The organism is Photobacterium chitinilyticum (assembly GCF_004104355.1).
Taxonomy (GTDB): Bacteria; Pseudomonadota; Gammaproteobacteria; order Enterobacterales; family Vibrionaceae; genus Photobacterium; species Photobacterium chitinilyticum.
In genome coordinates this window covers 705036-726119 of record NZ_RJLM01000001.1, presented here as the reverse complement: position 1 = coordinate 726119, position 21084 = coordinate 705036, and the positions used below count along the sequence as shown (strand labels likewise).

General features: G+C 45.3%; 14 protein-coding genes. 5 read left to right on the top strand and 9 right to left on the bottom strand.

Features of this window, described 5'->3' with window-relative positions:
- Positions 1–100: 100 nt before the first annotated feature.
- Both EDI28_RS03075 and EDI28_RS03070 read left to right on the top strand, forming a co-directional pair.
- Positions 101–1204 (top strand): phosphoribosylaminoimidazolesuccinocarboxamide synthase, encoded by a 1104-nt coding sequence (locus EDI28_RS03075; protein ID WP_128782355.1) that lies wholly within the window; start codon positions 101–103, stop codon positions 1202–1204.
- 285 nt (positions 1205–1489) lie between these two features.
- Positions 1490–3358 carry a methyl-accepting chemotaxis protein gene (locus EDI28_RS03070; RefSeq protein ID WP_128782354.1) on the top strand — a complete coding sequence of 623 codons (1869 nt, stop codon included), beginning with the start codon at positions 1490–1492 and terminating at the stop codon, positions 3356–3358.
- 117 nt (positions 3359–3475) lie between these two features.
- Here EDI28_RS03070 and EDI28_RS03065 read toward each other — a convergent pair whose 3' ends face one another.
- From EDI28_RS03065 to EDI28_RS03040, 6 genes are all read right to left on the bottom strand, one after another.
- Positions 3476–5386 (bottom strand): methyl-accepting chemotaxis protein, encoded by a 1911-nt coding sequence (locus EDI28_RS03065; protein ID WP_128782353.1) that lies wholly within the window; start codon positions 5384–5386, stop codon positions 3476–3478.
- Positions 5387–5823: 437 nt separating this feature from the next.
- On the bottom strand, positions 5824–7371 hold the full coding sequence (locus tag EDI28_RS03060) for an alanine/glycine:cation symporter family protein (RefSeq protein WP_128782352.1): 1548 nt from the start codon (positions 7369–7371) through the stop codon (positions 5824–5826).
- A gap of 566 nt (positions 7372–7937) precedes the next feature.
- The gene (locus tag EDI28_RS03055) at positions 7938–9530 is read right to left on the bottom strand and encodes an ABC transporter ATP-binding protein (RefSeq protein ID WP_128782351.1); all 1593 of its coding nucleotides are present in this window, start codon (positions 9528–9530) and stop codon (positions 7938–7940) included.
- Between the two features lie 3 nt (positions 9531–9533).
- A complete protein-coding gene (locus EDI28_RS03050) occupies positions 9534–10550 on the bottom strand; it encodes an ABC transporter permease (RefSeq protein ID WP_128782350.1) in 1017 nt (338 codons plus the stop codon).
- 5 nt (positions 10551–10555) lie between these two features.
- Positions 10556–11641, bottom strand: a complete 1086-nt coding sequence (locus tag EDI28_RS03045) for a microcin C ABC transporter permease YejB (protein WP_128782349.1) — start codon at positions 11639–11641, stop codon at positions 10556–10558.
- A gap of 86 nt (positions 11642–11727) precedes the next feature.
- Entirely contained in the window at positions 11728–13527 is a 1800-nt protein-coding gene (locus EDI28_RS03040) for an extracellular solute-binding protein (protein WP_233353289.1), read from the bottom strand.
- Positions 13528–13819: 292 nt separating this feature from the next.
- Between EDI28_RS03040 and EDI28_RS03035 the strand changes: the two genes are divergently transcribed.
- The gene (locus EDI28_RS03035; RefSeq protein WP_128782347.1) at positions 13820–14152 is read left to right on the top strand and encodes a PBPRA1643 family SWIM/SEC-C metal-binding motif protein; all 333 of its coding nucleotides are present in this window, start codon (positions 13820–13822) and stop codon (positions 14150–14152) included.
- Between the two features lie 145 nt (positions 14153–14297).
- Positions 14298–14756: an RNA methyltransferase gene (locus EDI28_RS03030; protein ID WP_128782346.1), complete on the top strand. Its 459-nt coding sequence runs from the start codon at positions 14298–14300 to the stop codon at positions 14754–14756.
- Positions 14757–14838: 82 nt separating this feature from the next.
- On the opposite strand, the gene EDI28_RS03025 is transcribed toward EDI28_RS03030, so the two are convergent.
- Positions 14839–15546 (bottom strand): DUF4336 domain-containing protein, encoded by a 708-nt coding sequence (locus EDI28_RS03025; RefSeq protein ID WP_128782345.1) that lies wholly within the window; start codon positions 15544–15546, stop codon positions 14839–14841.
- 482 nt (positions 15547–16028) lie between these two features.
- Here EDI28_RS03025 and fusA point away from each other — a divergent pair, with 482 nt between their 5' ends.
- Complete coding sequence (fusA, locus tag EDI28_RS03020; protein WP_128782344.1) at positions 16029–18116, top strand: elongation factor G; 2088 nt, start codon at positions 16029–16031, stop codon at positions 18114–18116.
- Positions 18117–18168: 52 nt separating this feature from the next.
- Here the strand turns inward: fusA and EDI28_RS03015 are convergent, their stop codons facing one another.
- The gene (locus EDI28_RS03015) at positions 18169–18942 is read right to left on the bottom strand and encodes an ATP adenylyltransferase family protein (protein ID WP_128782343.1); all 774 of its coding nucleotides are present in this window, start codon (positions 18940–18942) and stop codon (positions 18169–18171) included.
- A gap of 452 nt (positions 18943–19394) precedes the next feature.
- On the bottom strand, positions 19395–20573 hold the full coding sequence (locus EDI28_RS03010) for an amino acid permease (protein ID WP_128782342.1): 1179 nt from the start codon (positions 20571–20573) through the stop codon (positions 19395–19397).
- Between the last annotated feature and the right edge of the window lie 511 nt (positions 20574–21084).

Here is a 21084-nt window from a genome sequence, read left to right as displayed (position 1 = left end):
TATCTGCCTCAGTTACAGGCTGGGCCCCTGTTTTGAATACAAATACGGCTTAGCCTGCATGGTTTTATCTTTGTCTCGACTTTTGAAATAGGAATTCACCATGAGCCTTGCTGATCAAGTTCTCGCTGTAAATGACGACCTCCCAATCCGTACTGACAAACCCGTTCATAGCGGAAAAGTACGTTCTGTGTACTGGTTGACTGAAGCTGACAGCCGCCGTCTGATCAAAGAAAAAGGCTATAACGTTCAGCCTGATGCCCCATTGGCCATTATGGTGATCAGTGATCGTATCTCTGCTTTTGATTGCATTTGGCATGGCGAAGGCGGGATGAAAGGCGTTCCCGGGAAAGGGGCCGCACTCAATGCTATTTCTAATCATTGGTTTAAGCTGTTCCGTGACAACGGGCTGGCTGATAGCCATATACTTGATATTCCTCATCCCTTTGTATGGATTGTGCAAAAAGCCAAACCGGTAAAAATCGAGGCAATCTGTCGCCAGTACATCACAGGTTCAATGTGGCGTGCCTACGCCAACGGTGAACGCGAATTCTGCGGAATCAATGTCGCAGAAGGCCTCGAAAAAGATCAGAAACTGCCAGAGCTGCTAATTACCCCGTCTACCAAGGGGATCTTGGAAGGTATTCCGGGCGTTCCTGCTGTCGACGATGTCAACATCAGCCGCCAGAACATCGAAGACAACTTTGCAGCGTTTAATTTCAGTTCACCTGATGACATTGCGCGCTATGAAACGCTTTTAAAAGAAGGGTTTGGCGTAATTAGCGAAGCGCTTGCAAAAATTGACCAGATTTTTGTCGATACCAAGTTTGAATTTGGCTATGTGACCGATGCGCAAGGCAACGATAAACTTATCTATATGGATGAAGTGGGGACACCAGATTCGTCTCGTATCTGGGAAGGAGCCGCTTACCGTGAGAATAAAATAGTCGAGAACTCTAAAGAAGACTTCCGACAGCTATTGCTTAACCACTTCCCTGATCCGGATATTTTGCTCAACAAAGACCGTATGGAAGAACGTTCGGCACTTGCTCGTAACAATGCCCTTCCTCAAGATGTACTGATGCAAGTGTCCAAGGTATACACCAGCATCGCCGAAAAAATCACAGGCAAAAAAATCATACTGAGTGAAAACCCTAAAGCAGAAATAATTAATATTCTCCGAGAAAAATATAATTTAATTGTCTAACAAAATAATACCGTATATTAAAAGGCGGCAATCCAGCCGCCTTTTTTAGTCATGCAAATTAAAGATAGTCATTGGTGTTATAATCACCATATTCAACTCGGCTTATATTTAACCCACTATATTTATCCATGTTTCATAATGAAAATTTTATAAACTTAATAAACAGCAAAAAAACACATTTCTCGATCACATATTTACACAACCACTATTAACAATCCTGTTACCCAGCCGACACAATGACTATCAAACCTATAAATATACGTGTGCTTGTCGAGGTCTCATAATATGAAGTTCAGCCATAAAGTTGTCGCCACATCATCCGCGATATTGCTTGCAGCATTAGCACTGCTTTCTGCCAATCAATATTTCAATACTAAGTCCCAGATCCAGTCTTTGGTCATGCAAAGCATCGATGAGATCGTATCGGGGATGGGTAATACCGTAAATGCTGAGATTAGCAGCCGTAAAGCGCTTGCCAGCTACGCAACAAGCTTGATTGAACAAGATCTGGCGCTAGACAATATCCAAACCGTCATTAATCAACCTATCATTAAAAACGCATTCCTCCTGACCGGCCTTGGCTTTGAAAAGGATGGAAGCTATACCAGTAATGACCCAAGTTGGGATCCAGGCAGTAGTTGGAACCCGCGAGCTCGTCCTTGGTACATAGATGCAAAGCAAGCTCGTGAACTGATCATCACCGCACCGTACGCCGATTCAGCCACCAAGGAAATCTTGGTGTCAATAGCAACTCCTGTGTTTGCTCATGGAGAGTTTACCGGTGCTATTTTCTTCGATGTTAGCCTTGGCGGCCTGGCAGAACTTGTCAATCAAGTTTCGCTATTCGATGCGGGCTACCTGTTTATTGTCGCCGGTGACGGTACCGTTATTGCGCATCCGGAAGAGAAATACAATGGTAAGCCAATGTCTGAATTCCTTGGTAATCAGACATTATCCAGCGAAATGGTGACGACAGAACTCGATGGCAGGGCTGTTAAACTCTCCTTTACCCAAGTAGAAGGCCAGAACTGGTATATCGGTACGGTACTTGACGAAAGCCTAGCATTTGCCGCAGTCGATAAGTTAAAAACAGATTCCATTATCTACTCGGTTGTTGCACTCTTTGCCGGCATTATTGCCCTGCTCCTGCTGATCAAAATCTTGATGCGTCCACTGCAAGACTTAAATATCGCAATTCAGGATGTTGCATGTGGCCAAGGTGACCTAACCCGTCGGTTGGAAACCAACACCGATGCCGAGTTTGCCGAACTAGCAACAGGATTTAATGCCTTTACTGAAAAACTACAGAGCCTCATTATCCAGTCCAAATCGCTGAGTCATGACATCATGCAGGGTACAGAGATGACAGCTGATGGTGCGAAACAATCTGCCAGTGCAATGTCCTCACAGTTGCAAGAGTTAGACCAACTCGCGACGGCAATGCATGAAATGGCAACGACATCTTCTGATGTGGCTGGCAATGCGCAGGGAGCCGCTTCTGCCGCTCAGGCAGCAGATGTCGCCGTCACAGAAGGTAGTAACGTTGTGTCTCATACTACTGGAGCCATTTCAGATCTGTCAGAACAAATCGATGAGGCCGTTGAGGTTGTTAGGCAACTTGAAACCGCGACAGGCAACATTGAATCCATCCTTAAGGTTATCAATGAAATTGCCGATCAAACTAACCTGTTGGCATTGAATGCAGCAATTGAAGCGGCCCGTGCTGGCGATTCAGGCCGTGGTTTCGCCGTGGTTGCAGATGAAGTCCGTACCCTTGCCCAGCGCACTCAGGAATCAACAACAGAGATCCGTCAGATGATTGAGCAACTACAATCAGGTGCCAGCTCTGCGGCGAATGTAATGGGCCTCAGCAAGGAAACAGCAGCAAATACAGTGGTGAAAGCCCAGGAAGCTGATGAAGCCTTGGCGCGTATTAGTAACGCCATTCAGCAAATTAACGATATGAACCTACAAATTGCTTCCGCGGCTGAAGAACAGAGTTTAGTCGCGGAAGAAATCAATACCAACACTCTCAATATTAAAGAGCTTTCGGTACAAGTTGCTGATGCAGCCAATGGAGCCAACGAGGCTATGGAAGTACAGATCAATAAGGTACGCGAACAAGACAGTGTTATGAACAAGTTTGTTGTTTAACAAACTCAGCTGCCTTTAACAGACTCCAAGTCCAATAGAGCACACATCAAAAAAAGGGTTAGCTGATGCTAACCCTTCGTCCATTATGGCAACTTTTGCTATTGTGATATTGAACTACTAACTAGCTTCAAGTTTAAACTTTCTCACAATGGCAGAAAGCTGGGTGTTTGCAGAGGCCAAAATTTGGCTACTCGCTACATTTTGTTGGCCATTTTCAGCAAGCGTGTCTGCCATTTGCCTGATAGAAGCCATGTTCTTACTGATTTCTTCAGACACTGAGCTTTGCTCTTCGGCAGCCGTTGCGATCTCAACCGCCAAGTTATTAACTTCAGTGATCGAATCTGCCATCGTATCGAGATCCTGATTTACCTGTTTGGTATTATCAGCTGTATGATTACAGCTTTCCTTAATCACATTCATATTGACGACGAGGCCGTCAGCACCAGAGGTTAGCTTATTCAACATTTGCTCAATTTCAGACGTACTCTGCTGGGTACGTGCAGCCAATGCACGAACCTCATCAGCAACAACGGCAAAACCTCTCCCCTGCTCTCCCGCACGGGCCGCTTCAATTGCGGCATTCAGCGCTAGCAGGTTGGTCTGATCAGCGATATCACCAATCACTTTTAATACACCTGCAATATCAAGGCTATTGCGATTCATCTCGTTGATATTGTTTGCCATCGATTCTACGTCATCAACCAGAGCCGATACCGAAGAGACCGCATTAGAAACAATCGTTTTCGACTGCTGTGCTTGATCATTGGTGTTCTGAATATGCGAAGACGTTTGCGCGGCGTTTGCCGATACCGTTTCAGCGGTAATGCTCATTTCATGAATAGCAGTGACGACCTGATCAGCCTCATCGACATGCGATTGCAATACAGTCGCATTTTGCTCCGACTGCGAGCGAAGATCTTCGACACTGCTTGAAATATGGTTCGTTGCCTGAGAAACCTCTAGCATCATCTGTTGCAGGTTACTAATAAAAGTATTGATCCCGTCAGCAATTTGCCCCAGATCATCATGGCTATTCACCTCCAGGCGGCGAGTTAGATCACCATTACCCGCAGAAAGATCAATAACCGTTTCTTTCAGTGCAACAATAGGACGGTATAACTTGTTCAGGACCACAATAACGATTAACAAGGCAAAAGTAAGTATGGTCACAGATGTAATAATCGCTTTGTTAAATGCCGTTTCGATATCAGCATACACTACCGACTTGTTGACCCCGACATACAAATACCACTTATTACCATCAACTAAGGAAATATCTGAAAAATAAGCTCTTTTATCGACACCTGCCCATTGGTAATCAGCCGCTCCTGATCCTTGAGCTGCCATTTTTTGTTCCAGCTCGGGAAGATCGAAATAAATGCCTAACTCATCACTCGGATCCGTCGAGGCCAACTGAGAGAAGTTTTCGCTGAGGATCAAAATGACAGCGCCAGGGAAATCAACACGCCGAATCGTTTCATTAAGACTGTTTAGTGACACATCGCCCACAACCACGCCATCATTGTTAATTGGCGTCGCAATGCTCACCATCAGATCACCTGTCGTTGCATCACTGTAGAAATCAGTAAGTATCGTTCTCTTTTTTGCCGAAGCCAGCTGATACCAATCCCGGGTTCGCGGATCATAATCACTGACATCAAAGACACCATTGTCACCACCTGAGTCACCGTATGCACGGCCATCACTGTATCCTGCAGTGAAACTTGCATAGTTAGCTGCTTTGGTAATCATTTTAGCAACTTCTACATACTCACTATCAGAACGTGAACCCTGGTAGAAGGCTTTAGTCGACTCAAGCGCATCCACGCCCTTTTGCATGGAAAGTTCAACCTCTCGCTTGGCACTATCAACGATGAGTCGAGACTTCTGTTCAATTGTTGCTATTTTGTCATTTTTGAAATTGTTGTAAGACAGCCAATTGGTGATCGACAGTGCAACCGCAACCAATACAGCAACTGTCATGATGATGCGCTGCTTGAAACCAATACGTTGTAATGAAAGGTGCATGATCTTTGTCTTATATGATAAAAGTTGAGTATTAGATATTTGTTCAGCGTCAAGTCTAATCATGCAAATTTGGAATGTGGAGAGTAAATAAATTGACAGGCGCGTCTAAAAGTTGACGCAATGAAAAAGTAATCTAGCAGGCTATCTGGCTAATAGCAGACCAATTTGCTCTTATTTCGTGTTTTATCCCTCTTTGAGCAGTAGTTTTGTACACAACATGAATGCAAGAGAAAAGATACATTTACGCAGCAGATGAAAATATATTTAACCAATCTGCATATCGCATCATACTGTGATTTTTCTTTCAACATCTGTATTTGTGACAGCTATCACATGCATATATACAATAGAGACATAAGGAACCTGCTTTCGATGCCAAAATCGAAAAAGGGTTAGCCTAAACTAACCCTTTGGTTTTTAATTTCTACAAAATTCTGTTAGGCCATCGGTTTAACCGGCTCACCTTCAACATCATCCAGTTGAGCTGCTGGCTTACCAGAAGACTTTAGCCGCTTCTCCCAGTAGTCCGCATTTTTAATACCTAGCTTCACAGGGTCAAAAGTAAACTCTGTCACACCCGCTTTCTGCTGCTCTTCATAATCTTTCAGTGCTTTCAGTGCAGGTTTTGACAGGAAGAAGATAGTCAAAATACCGACAATATTCAGCCATGCCATCAGACCAACACCCACATCACCCATTGCCCAGGCAAGATTTGCAGCTTTTACTGTGCCGTAGAAGACTGCCACTATCAGTACAACCTTCAGTACGAACATCATACCCGGCATTTTTAGCGAGCGACGGATGTAAGCAATGTTTGTTTCCGCAATGTAGTAATAAGCAAGAATAGTGGTAAAGGCAAAGAAGAACAGCGCAAATGCGATGAACGGCTTACCGATACCAGGCATTGCACTCTCGATTGCCATCTGAGTAAACACAGGACCGTTTGCACCAATATCTGCTGCTAGGTTCTGTACCAGGAATGTACCTTCCGCGCCACCGTGAACGTTGTAAGCACCAGTGATAATAATCATGAATGCTGTTGCAGAACATACTAGCAGTGTATCAATGTAGATAGAGAATGACTGAACCAAGCCCTGTTGTGCTGGGTGATCAACATCTGCCGCTGCAGCTGCATGAGGACCCGTACCCTGACCGGCTTCGTTCGAGTAAACACCACGTTTTACACCCCAGCCGATTGCAGCACCAACACCAGCCATAGGTGTAAATGCATCACCAAGAATCATACCGAAGACCATTGGAACCTGGTTGATGTTCAGTAGGATAATGATGAAAGCGATGATGATGTAAGCCAATGCCATAAATGGAACGACAATCTGGGTAAAGTTTGCGATACGCTTAACACCACCAAAGATGATGAATGCCAAGATAATCGAAACAACGGTACCTGTTACAATTTTAGCCAGACTGATAGTACCGATAGTCGTTTCAATCATGCCACCTGTACCAAACGCAGCTTCAACTGCATTGCCGATACTGTTTGACTGAACACCAGGAAGAAGAACACCGCAGGCAAAGATAGTTGCAATGGCAAAAATCCATGCATATGCCTTATTACCCATCGCTTTTTCGATGTAATAAGCCGGACCACCACGGAACTGGCCGTCTTCATCTTCTTCTTTATAAATCTGTGCAAGTGCGGATTCGCTGTATGCAGTCGCAGCGCCCAAGAAGGCAACAACCCACATCCAGAATACCGCACCTGGACCACCAAAACCGATTGCTGCAGCAACACCCGCAATGTTACCGGTACCTACACGTCCTGATAAAGAAACGGCTAGTGCTTGAAAAGAGGAAATACCTTTATCAGAACTCTTACCTGATAACAGCAGGCGCCACATTTCTCTGAAGTGACGAAGTTGAACAAAACGAGTGGTAATGGAATAAAACAGACCAGCACCAAGGCACAAATAAATCAGTACCGGGCTCCATATTATTCCGTTTAGAAAATCTACTAACGACTGCATTAAAATCTCCCTGTCTTATAGATTATGGTTAATGCTCGGGCAGTATAATAAGCAGATTGTAAGTTAAATGTTAAGAGTTTTATTTCATCAGTCAATTAACCGTGAGCAATGGCACATAGCAGCAACAACAAATTAACATCTGGTTGATTCATCTATTCGTGCTCACGATGCATAGTTATTCACACTGTTAGTTACTTACTTGCCTCACCTTTGTTGAACAACAAACGGACAAACAAGCCAATATTTATGTTAGTGGTCACACATTTTGCGGGATAATGAAGCAGACATATTCAGGCACGCTAACGATAGCGCTTAATTATTCACCAATAAATAAAGCTAAGGTGGATATGTATTTCATATAGAAAAAGTTTTAGCACGCTTACTAACCGGAGTTATTAACAAGTCGAGCACCTCTCACTGTCCCCTTGTCAAAGTTAACAAAACATTAACCACTATGATAACAATGAACCAGAAGCAATAGCCAAGAAGCAGTAACCAATAATATGATCTACTTAATATCCGCCAGAGGCTGACTCTATCCCCCTTTTATCCAAAAAGAAAACCAGCTAGACCGATGACAGGTTCACTAATTCACGGGTATAGGCATGCTGTGGTTCGCTAAAAATTCGCGCCGTGTCTCCTTGTTCAACCACTTGGCCATTTCTAAGCACTAGGGTGTAATGACACAAAGATTTCACCACATGCAGATCATGACTAATGAACAAATAACTGAGTCCATACTTCTGCTGCAAGGATTTTAGCAAACTCAATACTTGAAACTGCACCGTTCTATCAAGTGACGAGGTTGGCTCATCCAGCAAAATAAACTCCGGTTTGAGTACCAATGCACGAGCAATTGCAATTCTCTGTCGCTGTCCGCCAGAGAACTCATTGGGGTATCGGTGGCGAGTTTCCGGATCCAATTCCACCTCACGCATCGCCTCACAGATGACATTTTCCTCTTCCTCCGGTGTCAGCGACTTGTGGATTTTCAATCCTTCGCCAATTATCTGTGCCACTGACATTCGTGGGTTAAGCGCGGAAAACGGATCCTGAAAAACCACCTGCAACTTGCTCCGATACGGAAGCATTTGCTTGCGGCTAAGATCCGAGATATCGATACCATCAAAATAAATGCGCCCTTCACTATTGAGCAGTTTCAATACAGCCATACCGGTTGTTGATTTTCCGGAGCCGCTCTCTCCTACCAGACCGACACTGTGTCCTTTGCGCAATATAAAGCTGACATCGGTTACTGCTTTAATATGACCTTTTACCCGTTTAAGTATCCCGCCAGTAATTGGAAACCATACTCGCAAATCATTAATATCGAACAAAGGCTCGGCATTGGATGCGACAGGCACCGGACTTCCGCTGGGATCAGAGTTAATCAGCTTAATGGTATAAGGATCGGAAGGATTGGTAAAAATCACCTCCCGGGTATCTGTCTCGACCAATCTGCCGAGCTGCATCACTGCCACACGGTCGGCAATACGGCGAACAATACTCAAATCATGGGTAATGAACAACATTGCCATGCCCATCTCCTGCTGAAGATCTTTGAGCAGCTCGAGAATTTGCGCCTGCACCGAAACGTCCAATGCTGTCGTCGGTTCATCCGCAATCAATAACTCAGGTTCATTTATCAAGGCCATCGCAATCATTACCCGCTGACGCTCACCACCCGATAACTCGTGCGGGTAAGCCGTCAGGCGCTTCTCTGCATTACGAATACCCACCTTTTTCAACCAGCTCAAAGCGCGCTTTTCCGCTTCTTTCTGGCGTGTCCCACGATGGATAGCCAATGTTTCACACAATTGACGACCAACCTTGTGCAACGGGTTGAGTGACATCATTGGTTCCTGAAATATCATCCCAATCCGATCACCGCGCATCCTACGCATTTCACGTTCACTACAGGTCATCATATCAGTGCCATCATACATGACATGACCACCAATATACCGAGTGGACGACTTCGGCAACAAGCGTAATATCGCATTGGCCGTCACCGACTTACCTGAACCACTTTCTCCCACCAGCGCCAGTGTTTCTCCCCGGCGAATGGCAAGGCTTACGTCATACGTTACCTGGTTTACACTCTCGCCACTCTGAAAGCCAACCGATAAGTTTTCAATTGTGAGTATTGGTTTAACCATAACTTATCTCTGATGATGGGGATCAAACGCATCCCGGACTGCTTCACCAACAAACACCAGCAGGCTTAGCATAATTGACAATACAACGAAGGCAGACAGCCCGAGCCATGGTGCCTGCAAGTTAGTTTTACCCTGTGCCAACAACTCACCTAACGAAGGCGAGCCCGCAGGCAGACCAAAACCAAGAAAATCAAGAGAGGTTAAGGTCGTCACCGAACCACTAAGAATAAACGGCATCATAGTGAGCGAGGCAACCATGGCATTTGGCAACATATGCCGCAGCATAATGCGACTGTCGCTAACACCCAGTGCCTGTGCCGCACGGATGTAATCGAAATTTCGGCAACGGAGAAACTCTGCACGTACCACACCGACAAGCCCCATCCAGCTAAACAGCACCATGATCCCGAGTAACCACCAGAAATTCGGCTCGACAAAACTGGATAAGATAATCAATAAGAACAGTGTCGGCATACCCGACCACACTTCGATAAAGCGCTGTCCGAATAAATCTACCCAGCCTCCGTAATAGCCTTGGCACGCCCCAACAATGACACCGATAATGGTCGAGATAACGGTCAGTGCAAAGCCAAACAAGACTGAGACCCGAAAACCATAAATGATCCGGGCCATCACATCCCGTCCCTTATCATCAGTACCCAACCAATTGACCCGATCCGGGGGCGATGGTGCCGGTCCAGTCAGATCATAGTTAATGGTATCGTAGCTAAAACGGATGATCGGCCAGAGAGTAAAGCCTTTAGCCTCGATCAGATCTGCGACATAGGGATCGGTATAGTCCGCTTCAGATTCAAACTCCCCACCAAACTCCGTTTCTGTATATTGCTCAACAATCGGAAAATACCAGTTGCCGTCAAAGCGGATCAGCAACGGCTTGTCATTGGCAATCAGCTCAGCGAACAAGCTGATAAAAAACAACAATGCAAAGAGCCATAATGACCAGTAACCCCGTTTGTGTGCACGGAACCTCGCCAGCCTCTCCTTTGTTAACGGATTCATTTTCACTAGCGCGCCTCAAAATCAATGCGTGGATCAACAAAGGTATACGTCAGATCCGAAATAATATTCAGCAATAATCCCAGCAACGTCATTATATACAGTGAACTAAATACAACCGGATAGTCACGCTGAATCGTCGACTCAAAGCCCAGCAAGCCAATCCCTTCGAGCGAGAACATTACCTCTATCAGCATCGCGCCGGTAAAGAAGATACTGATAAATGCGGCAGGGAATCCGGCAATAATGATCAGCATGGCGTTACGGAATACATGGCGATAGAGAATGCTGCGCTCATCAAGCCCCTTGGCTCTGGCAGTGACGACATACTGCTTGTTTATTTCATCTAGGAAAGAGTTTTTGGTCAACATCGACAGCGTCGCAAAACCACCGATCACCATCGCCAAAATAGGCAGAGTCAGATGCCAAAAATAATCGATGATCTGCTGATACCAAGTCAGCTGGTCGAAATCTGACGAGACCAAACCACGAAGTGGAAACCAGCTAAAATAGTTACCGCTAGCAAAGAAAATAATCAGCAAAATAGCAAACAAAAAGCCAGGAATGGCGTAGCCGACAATCACCAGGGCACTACTCCAAACATCAAACCGAGAACCATGGTTAATAGCCTTGGCGATCCCAAGCGGAATGGAAACAAAGTAGATAATCAGGGTGCTCCATAGCCCTAGAGAGATAGATACCGGCAAACGGTCGATAATAAGGTCAATGACATTACCTCCCTTAAACAGGCTTTCGCCGAAATTAAAAGTGGCATAGTCCTTCAGCATATCGACATAACGCTCAAGCAGCGGTTTGTCGAACCCAAACTGGACTTTAATAGCTTCAAGCACTTCGGGATCCAACCCGCGTGAACCCCGATAACCAGTACCATTATCTCCGAGCTCAACGGCCTGTACTTCTTGCCCTCCGCCGGTAAAGCGCTCCATAATTCCGGAAGAATGCCCTTCAAGCTGGGCAACTGCCTGTTCCACCGGCCCTCCCGGAGCTATCTGAATCACAAAAAAGTTAATTGTGATAATTGCCCATAGTGTCGGGATAACCAGTAACAAACGACGAATAATATAAGCTGACATCTTTCCCTATGCCTTATTGATACTTCCCAAGGCGAGCTCGTATTAACGAAACTCAGCGCTGGATGCTTAGTGATAAGCACTACTTGCTAGCGGCGCTTTTCCGGCAACTTAGCGGCTTTAACCGGGTCAATCCACCAGGTATCTTTGCCGAGTGTATATTTGGGCCTTACCGTCGGGCGCGAGAACTTGTTCCAGCTGGCAACACGAAACTGGCTGATATGCCATTGCGGGATCACATAAAAGTTCCACTGCAGTACCCGATCCAATGCTCGACCATAGTTCAGCAGTGCCTCTGGATCTTGTTGGTTTTCTGCGATCTTTTCGGTCAGGTAATCAATCGCAGGATCTTTGACACCTGCCGTATTGTAGGTACTGTCAATAAAATTACTGTTCCAGGCAATCAACAGGTTAGGCTTCGGGTACGGGTTGGCTCCGTAACCTGCTGAAACCATGTCAAAATCACGGTCACGAAGCCGCTTAATGTACTGAGTCGTATCAACGGTACGGATCTTCATATCGATCCCCATTAATTTAAGGTTCTTCTGTACAGGAATTGCCAAACGCTCGGTTGTCGGGCTGTAGATCAACAGCTCGAATACAAACGGCTCTCCGGTTTTGGCATTACTCATTACCTTATTTTTCAATACCCAGCCAGATTGTTTCAATAACGCGATGGCTTTGCGCATCTGGTTTCGAATTCGCCCCGAGCCATCGGTGACTGGTGGCTGGTAAGCCTCAGTAAATACTCTGGGCGGCACTTTGTCTTTAACCGGCTTAAGTACTTGCAACTCGGCGTCAGAAGGCAGACCGCTTGCTTCATACTCGGTGTTCTGGAAATAGCTTCGAGTTCGCTTGTACTGGTTATAGAACAAGCTTTTATTCATCCATTCAAAGTCCATCGCATAGGTCAGCGCCTCACGGACTCTGGCATCTTGAAAATATGGGCTTTCAGTATTAAAGACAAAGGCCTGCATCGACTGCGGGATCTGGTGAGGGATTTCTTCTTTTAGAATATAGCCCTGCTCAAAATTCGGCCCCTGGTACATGGTGGCCCAGAACTTGGCAACATTCTCTTCTCGAATATCGTATTCTCCTGCCTTGAAGGCTTCGAGGGTAACGGTTTCATCACGGTAGTAATCATATTTAATGGTCTCAAAATTATGACGACCAATATTCACCGGCAGATCTTTGGCCCAATAATCATCAACCAACGCGTAAGTCACGCTCTGACCTGACTTATAACCAGACACTTTGTAAGCGCTGCTTCCAAGCGGTGGCGTATTCAGCGGCTCACTAAGATTCTTATCTTTCCAGTAGTGCTCCGGTAACACGATCATTCCCTGTACGAGAGAGAACAGGATTTCACGATTTGGTCTGATCATATCGATACGAGCGGTGAGCTCAGATTTGGCTGTCACCGACTTCACGTCTTTATAATAAACCTTATATTGTGCTACCCCTTCCTTTAGAAACTTATCAAACGTAAAAGCGACATCAGTCGCCAAGATGGGGTGGCCATCATGAAAACGGGCATTGGGATTGATGTCTACTTCCATCCAAGAGTAATCATCGGCGTAGCGGACTTTTTCTGCAATGAGCGGATAATGACTGTCAATTTCGTCTGAAGAAGCAATAAACAACGTATCGTAAATAGCATCAGCACCCGCAGCCGACACTCCCCTGCTGGCATAGCGATTAAAGCTATCAAATGTGCCTACCTGGGCATAGGTAACTTGCCCGCCTTTAGGCGCCTGAGGATTTACGTAGTCGAAATGCGAGAAATTACTGGAGTATTTTGCATTCCCGAACCCAACCAGGCTGGTCGACTCAATAACCTCGGCAGCATGAACATCAGCGACTTGAATCGTACCGATAGCGAACAACATTGCCACGAGAAGTGGCACTTTTTTATTCATTAGCATCTCCCTGCTTACCCTCGGATTCCCAGCTTAAGGATAAAAATGTTCAAATTATCATTATTCTACGATAGGACAGTAATCGCCATTCGACAATGTCGTAACCTCGGCTACATCATTATGTGTTCAGCACGCCTAACGTTCTCAGCACGTTGAACAAAGCTTGTTCACTGGGGTGGTCTATTACTTGCAGGCAGCAAGGTTAGCCGTTAACATCCCCTCCCTCTCCGCAGGTGCGGAATACGTTATTCAGGATTCAGTTATGTCTAAATTTTTCTTTAAAGGCCGCATCGAGAAAAAGCCCAAGCATGAAAGCTTTGGCTACAACACCAAACGAGCAGCCAAGCTAGGTACCGAAGCCAACCCACTTCCGCTTACGGTAGCCAGCAACGAACGTAAAGCCGAAGTTGAAGCAATCCTTGCCGAAAACCAGTTATTTGCAACGATTACGGTGAATGTTGAAGCACAAGAAGATCTGGTTGAACTGGATACTATCCTGAACAAGCCGACAACCACTGTGTTTGAGAAGACGCCAAACCGTAACGATCCATGCTCATGTGGCAGCGGCAAGAAATACAAAAAATGCTGTGGCTAACACCGCATTCCACAACAGCCGTATTACCCCAATAGGGCTGTTGTCTTATCTATATACCCAAGCTACCCGCATTTTTTGCCACTGCAATTTTATAGAAAAATCCGTATAATCCCGCCTCAATTTTAATTTTGAAGATGTGCGTGATATGAGCAAAGGTTACTCCTGTGTAGGGTTATTCAACCCCAAGACCCCTGAAAATGTTGGTTCGGTGATGCGTGCAGCTGGCTGCTATGGCGTGAACTCGGTGTTTTATACAGGTACACGTTACGACCTTGCCAAGAAGTTTTGCACGGACACCAAGAATGCCTACCAAGACATCCCTCTCATTGGGGTGCAAGAACTAAAAGACATCATTCCGCATGGCTGTGTACCCGTTGCGGTTGATTTGATTGAGGGCGCGAAATCACTGCCGGACTACAAGCACCCTAAGCGTGCCTTTTATATTTTTGGCCCAGAAGACAACACGCTAAAAAAAGAGATCACTGACTTTTGCCGCGAAACCATTTATGTTCCAACCAAAGGCTGCATGAACCTGGCCGCAGCCGTAAACGTTATTCTTTATGATCGTATGGCGAAGGGTGAAAACTTTTCTAACCACAAATAAATGATATAGAAGACCAATCGTCTGCTTTATATAACAAGCGGAATAACGCCTTATCCAACTCGTTATTCCGTTTGCTAATTAATTACTGCTCAAGAGGCACTTTCCAAGCTAACCGGACAACTTCCTTGGCATTTTGGTCGATTAAATCACCATGAGAAATAATCACTCGCTCAAAATTCCAACCAAGTATTTGTAATAAAGACTGCCTTGCCGCAACTTTGTCCTTCCATCCCAACTGATACTCAGGTGCAGGTTTCGGCCGATTCCACATCCGAAACACCAGCTTCCACCAGAACTTCAATCCCCAACCGACTCCTCTCGTTTTATCGCCAATGTTTTCAATCAAATCGACTAATATAAGGGTCCGGCTTGGTTTATGGAAAAAAGCCACCTCCCACATGTATTTCGCCCCTCTGACCAAAACGAGATCAAAGTCATCTAACCAGCTGTCAGGCACCTTGTCGCAAAGGAACTCGCTAAACTGTAAGTCAGGTGCTTTCTGTTCGACTCCCGGGCAAATCATCGTTTTTGCTAGCGGATAGGCATCTTGCGCCGAGACAACATGGAAGTAATGATACGAACCCGGCGCTACGATATACGCCACTTCCCCCACCCGGTCTAACTGCTCTTTCATGGCTTGGTCGATATGACACGGAGAATGCAGAAGAAGCCTATTATCGATGAGCCGAATGACGGTCATCCTAGAGAAGAAATCTAAACCGGCATAATGCACCGGATAATCAGCAATCCATATCATACCCGGGGTATGTTCGGTGAGTAATGGGCTCATATCACTTCTCCGGTTTATTAAGGAAAAGTCTAGCACTTATGGCACCTATCAAGCTCAGCACCTTGTGATCGTTGTAAAATGGAAGGAATTGTCAGGTCATAACTCTTGTTGCAAACAGGACCAGAAAATATAAGCTCACTACTGGTGTGTAAGGCCTAACCGGACTAGACTTAACCCGATTTAAGTCTTATATAACATCTCCAGAGCCAAACAAAGTTGAGGACAACCTCAAAATTGTCAGCCAACAATATGACCCTTCACGGTGAGATAAGCATCTTATGCTTGGACGATTTCCAAGCAGATTACCTTATCAGCTTGTTAGGCCTGTGGTTTTATTGTGCGTTTGGCATAGAAATGAAGAAAAGGCGAAGCAAAAACAAGCAAATGTGTATTTTATAGTGCATGGGCTATGTAATCTTTGTTTGAATCAGTGATATACTCCCGCCCTAACATGTGACCGTAATTGTTGATAGAGAAAAACAATGACAGATTTATCTAAGTACAGAAACATTGGTATTTTCGCGCACGTTGATGCGGGTAAAACCACAACGACTGAGCGTATCCTTAAGCTTACTGGTAAAATCCACAAGACCGGTGAAGTTCATGATGGCGAATCAACTACTGACTTCATGGAACAGGAAGCTGAGCGCGGAATAACTATCCAGTCAGCAGCAGTAAGCTGTTTCTGGAATGATCACCGTTTTAACGTTATCGATACTCCGGGACACGTTGACTTCACAGTAGAAGTTTACCGTTCTCTTAAAGTACTTGACGGCGGTATCGGTGTATTCTGTGGTTCTGGTGGTGTTGAGCCTCAGTCAGAAACTAACTGGCGTTACGCGAACGACTCAGAAGTAGCACGTATTATCTTCGTTAACAAACTGGACCGTATGGGTGCAGATTTCTTCAGCGTTGTTGACCAGATCAAAAAAGTACTGGGTGCTGTTCCACTAGTTATGACTCTGCCAATCGGCCGTGAAGACGATTTCGTAGGTGTTGTTGACGTACTAAGCCGTCAAGCTTACGTTTGGGATGACACAGGTCTTCCTGAAAACTACGAAATCAAAGAAATCCCTGCGGATATGGTTGATGACGTAGAAACGTACCGTGAAGAGATGATCGAAACTGCTGTTGAGCAAGACGATGATCTAATGGAAGCGTACATGGAAGGTGAAGAGCCTACTATCGAGCAAATCAAAGCTTGTATCCGTAAAGGTACACGTGATAACTCGTTCTTCCCTACATACTGTGGTTCTGCATTCAAAAACAAAGGTATGCAGCTAATCCTAGACGCAGTTGTTGACTACCTACCGTCTCCAACTGAAGTTGACCCACAGCCGCTAACTGATCCAGAAACTGGTGAGCCAACGGGCGACGTTGCTACAGTATCTGTTGATGAGCCACTAAAAGCGCTAGCGTTCAAAATCATGGACGACCGTTTCGGTGCCCTTACTTTCATCCGCATCTACTCAGGTGTTATGAAGAAAGGTGACACAATCCTTAACAGCGCAACAGGTAAAACTGAGCGTATCGGCCGTATGGTTGAGATGCAGGCTGATGAGCGTAACGAACTTACAAGCGCACAAGCGGGTGACATCATCGCTGTTGTTGGTATGAAGAACGTTCAGACTGGCCACACTCTGTGTGATGTTAAGCACGAATGTACTCTTGAAGCAATGATCTTCCCAACTCCAGTAATCTCAATTGCTGTTACGCCTAAAGATAAAGGCGGTTCTGAGAAAATGGGTATCGCGATCGGTAAAATGGTTGCAGAAGATCCATCTTTCCAAGTTGAGACTGACGAAGAAACTGGCGAAACCATCCTTAAAGGTATGGGTGAGCTTCACCTAGACATTAAGGTTGATATCCTTAAGCGTACTTACGGTGTTGACCTAGTTGTTGGTGCTCCTCAGGTTGCTTACCGTGAAACAATCACTCAGCCTGTTGAAGATAGCTACACACACAAGAAGCAGTCTGGTGGTTCTGGTCAGTTCGGTAAGATCGACTACGTGATGAAGCCGGGCGAAGTAGGTTCAGGCTTTACGTTCACATCATCTGTTGTTGGTGGTAACGTTCCTAAGGAATTCTGGCCTGCAATCGAGAAAGGCTTCAAGGGCATGATGGATACTGGTGTTCTTGCTGGTTTCCCTGTTCTTGACGTTGAAATCGAACTTCTTGACGGTGGCTTCCACGCAGTCGATTCATCTGCAGTAGCATTTGAAATCGCAGCGAAAGGCGCATTCCGTCAGTCTATGCCTAAAGCTGGTGCTCAACTTCTTGAGCCTATCATGCACGTAGACGTGTTCACTCCAGAAGATCACGTTGGTGATGTTATCGGTGACCTTAACCGTCGTCGTGGCATGATCAAAGACCAAATGGCTGGTCTAACTGGTTCACGTATCAAAGCTGACGTACCACTTTCAGAAATGTTTGGTTACATCGGTCACCTACGTACTATGACTTCTGGTCGTGGTCAGTTCTCTATGGAGTTCTCACACTACGCACCATGTCCAGCAAACGTTGCTGAAGCAGTTATTGCTGACGTTAAAGCAGCTAACGAGAAGAAGTAATTCTTCCCTGAGCTTTAGCTGATAATAACCCCGATGATGTAAATCATCGGGGTTATTTTTTTACGCTACACTCCGTGAGATAACGCATAATACCGTACTGTCGCAACCACCTGAGTTGCTCAGGCCGTTTTACCAAAAATCGACCGCTGTAGTTAAGCGCATTGGCAAATACGCCCTCAATATTATTGACTGTTCTCGGTACCACCAGCATCCACCGCGCTGTAAGTAAGATATTGTATGGGAGACACTCGCCCTCACCATCATCCAACGCCAATGAATCTAGCGCATTAAGATAGCACTGATACAGATCGGCACTCTTCAATTCTGAAAATAAAGAAAGACAATGCCTAAACGGCAACGAGCCTGAGTTGATCACCGACTCCAATGGGATCTCAGCTTTTACTACCTGCATATGACGATGCGGCTGACTGGCCCCGGCAAGCGGACCACTATTATAAAAACCAAGTACGTTGCTATCGTCGAAACCAAGCAACCAGGCATCAAAGTCAACTTTACACAATCTGGACGACTGCGAAACAAAGGTCTTTGAGCAGATCAGCAGGTGAGGAGACAATACAGGAAATTTGTTAAGCAGGCAGACATGCCTCTCTCCGGCCTCGCCGACATACATCGACGGCTCGTAGGGAAGAAACGGATTCGCTTGAGGCGTCTCTGCTATCGGTTTTTTACTGGCATTGGCGGTAACGATATAGCCGAGGTAACTCACATTCTGCTCCGTCATCACCTCGGCCTCTGTTGTTATCGGCATCAAGTAACCATCAACAAGTGCTTGCCGAGTCACCCGCGCTGCATCATTCCAAAACATCAACTCTTCCTTTTCCTGAAAACCAAGACGGATGTAACCAACGAGACTACAGCAAACTGCCTACTTTTCAATCATGTGTATTATCTAGTTTACACTTCAAATCAGATACTGATAACCATGAATACCGTGGTTCTATAGCCGAACACAAAGAAAATTTGTATGATCAACCTGTTGAATGAGTACGGCTTCCCCCCCCTATTCCCTTGTTTTACTCCAAAGGGAAGCTGGAGATATCTTTGTTCGGTCAATCAAAGTTTATCAGCTCAGAGCACTAGCGTTCGGTCAAACAATAATGCTCCTTTCAAGTTCAACAATTATCTCTGGAAAAGAAAAAGGCGTTTACCCCTCAGGTAAACGCCCTTTTGTCGTCGACAGAATTAGTCTCTGCTGAATGAATTATCGCCGGTAAACAGCCTTACAGCTGTAAACTGCTCATATTCAAGTTAGCCTGATTAAACCAACTCTGCAGCCAGCAGAAAGCAACCGAACAAAAAGCTCATCGCCAATGCAAGTTGGCCACCGCCTACCTGATAGCACTCAGCACCAGCTCCTTGGACAGAATCCTGATTATCCTGCTGCTTACGTACCTTGATGGTCATTGCCATCGGAACAAAAATAGCGAGGAAAACCAATATAATACCGGCGTATCCCAGAACAGACAGGAATTGATCAGCAGCCCATAACGCTCCCATCAATGGAAAAATAAACGTCAGCACATATGTTACGGCACGATTTTGTTTAAAGGCATCGGCATTTTGGTCAAATAGCGCCATCGCGACTCCCAAAAACGAAGTCAGTAGGGCAAGGCCAGTAAAGACTGATAGTACAACGTTGATCATGCTGTGGTTCGCCCCCAGCGCAGCAATCAATTCAGAAACATTGGCAAACGTCACCATTTGCTCAGATGATAAGTTACCCATCGCAGCATATAGCCACAGAAGATAACAAACCAAAGGAATGCATGAACCACCGATAATCATATTACGTAGCTGCTTATGCGTTACGCCCTCGTTGTAAGTCACCAGTGAAGGAATGACAACAACAAAACCGAAACTTGTAAACAGAACAGAACTTGTTTTGATCAGATCGAGCTTACTATCACTGGATGCCTCTAACAGGTTATCGACAGAGATAGTCGGTACCAGGGATACCAATGTCAAACCCAGCATTACAACCATAATGGCAAATAGCGCTCGATTTAGCTTATCCACCGCAGCAGTACCTGCCGAAACGACAATACCGGCAATAAGGGCAAAGGCGATTTGACACTGCATCATGGTCAACTCAATACCTAGGCCACTCAGCATTTTCTTAACCAAATCACCAGCACCGATGATGTAAGCCATCAACAGACAAACAAGCAAGGCATATAAAAGGCCGTTTGTAACTACCTGACCGCCTTTCCCCAGTGTTTTACGGGCAATGGTATTCATTCCCAGACCACCACCGGCTTTAATACTGGCTTCTAACAACAACAAGGCCGCATAAGTCGTTCCCGACCAAATGAAGAGCATCATTAAAGTGCCCCATAGCAGCCCGAATTGTGCCAATACCATCGGAATTGCCAGCATTCCCGCACCCAGCGCTGTACCCGCAACGATCAGCGCACTTCCTAATAACTTCAAATTCAAAACAATTATCTCTGAAAAAATAGATTTTAATCTGCTTCTCGGCTTCACCTTGGGCTTGGTCCGCAAACAGAAATGGAGCATTTGTCTATAAAGCGATCTAACTCAGTATCAGCTGTGGTCAGCAGCAAAAATAGTAAAAAAACAGTCTATGAAGAAAGATCGTCCTCAAAGGACAGACAAGAATTAATAGCTAAAAAAGCTAAATCGGAAAAAGGCAAAAAAGCCGTAATACTGAGAGGCAAAGGCAGGAGAGCTGGCAGAATATTGGTGAGTGGTTTTCGCAGAGCTTAACACCTGCGATAAGCAGTTTACGGCTGAATGTGGCAGCCCTGCTAAATTAAGTTTCATTTATCGTACTCCAAAAAACGATATTTCCCTGCTAGTAAGGATAATCATCCATTAATTATCCTGTTTTTGTTCGGTCATTTAGCAACTTAAAGTTCTAGCAGATAAATCACAACAACCATATCTGGAATCTTTGATCTCATATTTGATAGCTGGATTTACACAG